Origin of the sequence: Pseudofrankia coriaricola, assembly GCF_001854805.1 — a bacterium.
Classification (GTDB): Bacteria; Actinomycetota; Actinomycetes; order Frankiales; family Frankiaceae; genus Pseudofrankia.
The window spans coordinates 1-5,739 of sequence record NZ_MBLO01000148.1 but is presented as its reverse complement, the minus strand read 5'-3'; the positions used below and the strand labels follow the sequence as shown (position 1 = coordinate 5,739).

The 5,739-nt window shown below is 68.2% G+C and carries 5 protein-coding genes; all 5 read left to right on the top strand.

Annotated elements, in window-relative coordinates:
• The first annotated feature begins 281 nt into the window (after positions 1 to 281).
• Positions 282 to 833, top strand: a complete 552-nt coding sequence (locus BCD48_RS50765) for a hypothetical protein (protein WP_131804069.1) — start codon at positions 282 to 284, stop codon at positions 831 to 833.
• Between the two features lie 57 nt (positions 834 to 890).
• Complete coding sequence (locus BCD48_RS50760) at positions 891 to 1,091, top strand: hypothetical protein (RefSeq protein ID WP_131804068.1); 201 nt, start codon at positions 891 to 893, stop codon at positions 1,089 to 1,091.
• A 254-nt stretch (positions 1,092 to 1,345) separates the two neighbouring features.
• Positions 1,346 to 4,528 (top strand): CHAT domain-containing protein, encoded by a 3,183-nt coding sequence (locus BCD48_RS20665; RefSeq protein ID WP_071050066.1) that lies wholly within the window; start codon positions 1,346 to 1,348, stop codon positions 4,526 to 4,528.
• On the top strand, positions 4,525 to 5,172 hold the full coding sequence (locus BCD48_RS20660) for a hypothetical protein (RefSeq protein ID WP_071050065.1): 648 nt from the start codon (positions 4,525 to 4,527) through the stop codon (positions 5,170 to 5,172). The genes BCD48_RS20665 and BCD48_RS20660 overlap by 4 nt, the downstream gene beginning before the upstream one ends.
• Positions 5,173 to 5,252: 80 nt before the next feature.
• A partial coding sequence (locus BCD48_RS20655; protein ID WP_071048425.1) for a helix-turn-helix domain-containing protein occupies positions 5,253 to 5,739 on the top strand: 487 nt, incomplete at its 3' end.

Genomic DNA, 5,739 nt, shown 5'->3' with positions numbered 1-5,739 from the left:
AGAACCCCGATTCTCCCTGCGCGGCAGGCACCTGTTCTCTTACGACGATCTACAAGACCCCAACATCAACGCCCAACTGGCGGATGTAGGTCAGAAGCCTGTCCCCAGGCGCCGGGCCTACGAGCCGGCCGCCGGGTTCACTACGATCAGCTATCGATCATCACGGTGAGCTACCTCGCCGAGACCCTGGCGGTCAGCAGACCGACTACGAAACGGGCCACAGCGACGACCGCCTCCACGGCCGAGAACTCCGGCAGGAACCTGCCGCCTCGTCCATCCGCATGCTCGTCGTCAACCGAACCGACCGCATCCTCGCCGGCCTCCGACCAGCAGCGCATCCCCGAGGCCGTGGCCGCAGGGCCCGGACCACCGCCCACCCCACGGCGCGAGCACTCCTCCACAGCCAGGACAGCAAAGATCACCTGCCGTCAGCCGACGCTCGACCGAACCTGCTGACGGTCCTTGACCTCCTCCGCAGATCGAGAGGATCCGCAAGCCTGGCAGACACCCTGGGCGAGCCTCCCGGGTGGCTGAGGGACGCGTTCACTCCCCCACCTACGGACGACGAGGCGGGCGCACGGCTTGCGCACCGGCGAACAACCCTGCACGAAACGAAAGCAGCTCTGGAAAGCCAGCTCGATTGGGACTTCGACGAGTGGACAAACTGGTTCTCGAACCAGAACGACTCCTTGGAGATCCGCTCAGCCAGACCACTCCCTGCGGATATGGTCGAACTGCTGGTGAAGCACGTCGACGATCCGTTTGCAACTCAGCCCATCGAGTGGCTCACCGGCTTCGCCGGATTTGAGATCGCCACCGCAGTCCTCGAATGAGCCCAGCGTGGCCGCCGGCCGCTCAGTCAATGCCCCCGCCACACCCGAGGACCGCCGATGCATCTGCTTTTTGATCATTTTGATGCGGTTGACGTTGCCTTCGACATCGCCGGAGCTGTGGGGCCCGGTGAAGTCGGCGAGGACGGCGTCGTGGTCGTTGCGCAGGCCGCGAGTGAAGGGGTGCAGGTCGGACGTCCAGAAAGCGAGCAAGTCCGACCAGTGTCTGTGTCACTGTTGAACCCGTCCATGACCGGTTGACGTGAGGGATCAGCGTGCGGCTGTCGCGGAGCATTACTGGGTACGCGTTCACGGTGGAGGTGGATGGTGTCCGAGAGGCTTGCCTGGCGGTCGGGCTGGCAGGCATCAGCCCGTTCACCACGAGTGTTGGGGCGGGAGGCAGCCTGTTCGCCCGCGCGCGCGCATGGGGCCTCCCTGTGCTCCATTCGCTGAATGAACTGCCCTTCGGCCGCCCTGTCGATCCCTTTTGGTGTGTCACGTGGGACAACGCAGGCGTGCTGTCCGTCCGCTGCCCCGATGGTGAGCACCTCGCGCGGGACCTCGACCTGGAAGTCCCGCCGCTCTGGCGGGAGACGGCAGACGGCTCCGGCTCGGTCATGCTGGTCGTCTCCCACGTGCTACCCGCCACGGACGATCCGCTCCGCACGCTCGCCGTGGAAATGCGACAGGGGATGGTGTGCGCCGGCCCTGTGCCCTTCGGCGAGTCGGGCCAGGAGGACGACGAGCCGCCGGTCGCGTTGCTCATCGACATCGACCCCGTCGGCGATCTGATGGAGCTGGCGCAGTTCGTGTGCGACCGGATCCTGTCGTTGGAGGAGGCGAAGCGGCGGGCGCGCGACATGGAGTGGGTCCAGGATGCCCTGGCGGAGCACGACGCGGTGTCCACCACGTGGGCCGAGACGATGGTGGACCTGCTGTTGCGGGACGAGTTCCTCGTCCACTACGGCCTGGTCGAGTTCATGTACGTCTACTGGCGACTGATAGCCGAGGTCGCGGACGCTTACGGGATGGAGGCCGCTTGGCGGGTCGCGGCACTCCGTACCGTCGAGTCGGCCATCCCGCTGCTGGCGGAGCGATGCGAGCGAGCGGTGTTCGAGGAGTCCGACGTGGTCGCAACAAGGCTGATCGATGGCCTGAGCGACCCCGCCGAACTGGAGGCGGCGCTGCTGGCCGTCGCACGGTTGCGGATGGCTATCCGGGGACCAGAGAACTTCGCCGCCGACGACTATGCCCGCGAGGCTCAGACCACCTGGCTCGCCCGATGCACGGCGGACCTGTATCGCACGTGGTTCACCGACGAGGAGCCCTTCCAGGCCGAGTCCCCCCGCCTTGTGGCTGAGGCCGGACACCTGGTGGCGCGAGCGCTGAAGCTGGCCGGCGGGACGCGGAGGCCCCGGTTTCTCGCTTTGTTGGCGCAGATCCTCGCAGACGAGCGGGGAGTTCACCGGGACGCCGCCAAGGCCGCGTTCTCGGCACTACTCGGCTCCTTCGCCCTCGGGGAGTCGGATCTCGCTTTGTTTCTACTCAGGGTGGTGGATGGGGTTCCCGCGGAGACGGTCGACGAACTGGTCACGGCGGTGTTCGGGGCGCCCTTGGCAAACTTCGTCGCCGCCCACGGCAGGATCTTAACGGCGAAGGTTATCAGCCAGGGCGTCAACCTGGCCCGGGAGCGCGCCGACCGTCCGCTGTTGCGCACCGCGCTTGACTGGGCAGAGCAACTCGACGTCCGGTGGGACTCGGCCCACCGCAGGCAGTTGACCGAGGCGCGGCTCCACGTCCTGCCCGACGACCCCATCGACTGCCCTGGTCCCGACCAAGCGCTCGCGGTGTCGTTCCCGGAGTCATGGACACCCGCGCAGCGGTCGGCGGCGCTGCTGCACACGGCCGCACACGCCCGCGACCGGCGACAGCCGGTGCTGGGGCTGGCCCTCCTGCAGCAGGTGATCGACGACCTGAGCGAGGAATTCCGGCTGCTGAGGGCGGACCTGTATCACCAGGCGGCCGAGGCGGGTGAGCCGGCCGCCGGTCCTGTCCCGTTCCCATGGGGCTACTACACGTACTCGGCACTCGGCTACGCCTCGCTCGGCTTCGAGGAACTGGCGCGGGCGAGCCTGGTCCTATTCGTGCAGCACTTGGGTGACCTCCGCGGAGAGGAACTCAGGGGAGCGCTGTATGCCATCATCGTGGACCTGCCGAACTTCGACACGAGCGGCGCGCCCGAACTCAGCGAGGTGCTGCGCGATCTCGTTCACACAGCGGTCTGGCAGCTCGCCGCGGAGAGCGAGACGCTGCCGATGGCGCTGATGCTCGGACTGCATCAGGCGGGCAAGGGATCGCAGCTGGGCGCGTGGTGGCGAATCGACGGTCCGCTCGTGCTGCCCCTGTACATTCAGCACTTCATCGGCAGGCTACGCGACTGGGAGCAGCCCGCTGCCTCCAGTGGCGCGTCGCCGAACCTGCTGACCGTACTGGACGCCGACCAACGTCCCGGCGGCCACGACGACACGCAGGTCGCCCGGAACCTGCGGTGGCGCATCTCGTCGTTCATCGACAAGGAGCTGCAGCGCCGCTCGACGCCGTTCGTCGACGACCGGCACCTCTGGGCGAATTCCCACGAACTGCTGGACGACCGAACTGTGCTGCTGACCTGGTTCCTGCCTGCGGCTGTGAGCGGCGCGGCCGTGCTGTTCGCGGTCACCAGGCAGGGCCGGAAGCTCGTCGTATACCTCGGCGACGGCGCGGACGAAAACAACGACCGGCACCCGGAGGCGGATCGGGTCGAGGCGATTCGCGCGGAGGTCGAACGTGACCCGCTGTTCGCCGACGTGACGCCGGAGGGCCGCCGGCTGCTGGCGTCGGGCGATCTGCCGCTCGGCCCCGACGACTGGTGGGCCGAGTGGCGTGCCCAGGGCAAGGACCGCATCCTGGCCTGGCCGCACGGCGCGCTGCATTACCTGCCGATACCGCTGTGCCGCATGGGCAGCCGAATGATCGCCGACGACTGGACGGTCACTACCATCGCCGGCCTCGAAGCCCTGACGCCCGTCGAGGGCCCTGTACGGCCGCGGCGCACCGCGGTGCTGGCCTCCGCCGCCGGTGGCATACCCTACGGCCTCTACGCCGAACCGGCACTGGAAGAGCACGCGCGGAAGGTCGCCGAGGCGGTCGGCGCGGACGCCGCCATCGGGCCCGCGGCCACTCGGGACAGGCTGCTCGCCGAACTGTCGACGGCGGACGTCGTCCACGTCGCCGTACACGGAACGTTGGACCAAGACGCTCCGTGGATGCACTGCCTCTACCTCACCCCAGATCGCGACGACGACGGCCGGCTATTCGCCTATGACTTCCTGGAAGTCGACCTGCGCGGCGTTCGCCTGGTCACGCTCGCCGCCTGTGGGTCAGCGCTCGGCCGATTCGACCGCGGGGACAACATTCGTGGCATCCCGTCGGCGCTGATCACCGCCGGAGCGCAGGCCGTCGTCGGATGCCTGTGGCCCGTGCGCCCGGAACCAGCCACGTACTTCTACAACCACATGCACCTTCGGATCGTGCACGGCGCGGATCCGGAGCAAGCCTTCCGCGACGCCCAACTCGCCACTCGCGCCGAGTATCCCCACCATCGTGACTGGGGAGCGTTCACCTACCTGCGCGGTAGGAGCAAAGGAGCCGCCCCATGACCGAAATCCGGTTGCACGACGTCGAACTAGTGCCCGAGCGCACGCTCGGTAGTCCGGCGGACGACGGACCGCTGCGCGGCAGGTTCACATTCGGCTGGGACCTGCTCCCCGCCGACCACGCGGGCGCGCCAGCGGACTGGCCATCCTACATAAGGTCCACGCCCTACCGAGAATTCCGGCAACTACTGATGGTGTGCTCGTTCCGACCTGAGACCCAGGAGAGCAAAGGTGCATTCCGCCATGCCTCCCTGGGCGTCGCACTGTCCACTCCGGACCGCGAGGTACAGCCGATCGCGCGCCTGATCGACCCCGGCGAGCGCACCCGCCCGGTCGCCACCCCCGGCACGGGCCTAAGCTTCACAGTCAAGGCAGGCATTCTGAACGTGGGCGTGGAGAAACCACCGGGCGCCAGTCCGGCGAGGGAAGAGTGGATCGTCCGGGGTCACGGCGCGTCCCAGCCAAACCCTCAGTGGGAGTTCCGCCGGGTCAAGCGATTCCCGCTGGTCGGAGACCACCCGGTGGCCGCGCTGGTGGAACTCGCGCCCGACCGGGTCAACACGGCGGAGATGCTAATGGCGGCAGAGCTGGAGCACCGCAGCTGGGGCGTCCGCCGCTACCGGGCACGACTAGTGCGCTGTCCGTGAACGTCTGCCGGGCGAGGTGTGGCGATCTCGGTTTGCGGTGATGCGCAGGTATCTGCTCCTGCTCGTGGGAGGGGTCTGCGATGGCGAAGCCGGTGCATGTCCGTCGGTTGACGGACGAGGAGGGACAAGCCCTGCTGCGGATCGTGCGGCGGGGTCGGCACGACGCGGTGAGGATCCGCCGGGCGATGATGATCCTGGCGTCGGCGTCAGGAAACACCAACGAGGCGATCGCCGCCCTGGTCGCCGCCGATCCCGACACGGTCCGGGACGTCATCCACGCGTTCAACGACCGCGGGCTGGACTGCCTGGACCCGCGGTGGGCAGGTGGCCGTCCGCGGCGGATCACCGCAGACGGCGAGGCCCGCATCCTCGAGGTCGCCCGCACCAGGCCAAGGGCGCTGGGGCTGCCGTTCACCCACTGGAGCCTGCGCAAGCTGTCCGACTACCTGCGCCACCCCCCGGCCGGGGTACCCCCGGTCATCGTGGGCCGCCAACGCCTCGGCGAACTGCTGCACCAGCACCGGATCTCCTTCCAGCGCACCCGCACCTGGAAAGAGACCTCCGACC

Excerpts from the sequence above, each read along its gene's own strand:
- BCD48_RS20660 (WP_071050065.1), top strand. The coding sequence starts at position 4,525 with ATGACCGAAATCCGGTTGCACGACGTCGAACTAGTGCCCGAGCGCACG.
- BCD48_RS50760 (WP_131804068.1), top strand. The coding sequence starts at position 891 with ATGCATCTGCTTTTTGATCATTTTGATGCGGTTGACGTTGCCTTCGAC.
- BCD48_RS50765 (WP_131804069.1), top strand. The coding sequence starts at position 282 with ATGCTCGTCGTCAACCGAACCGACCGCATCCTCGCCGGCCTCCGACCA.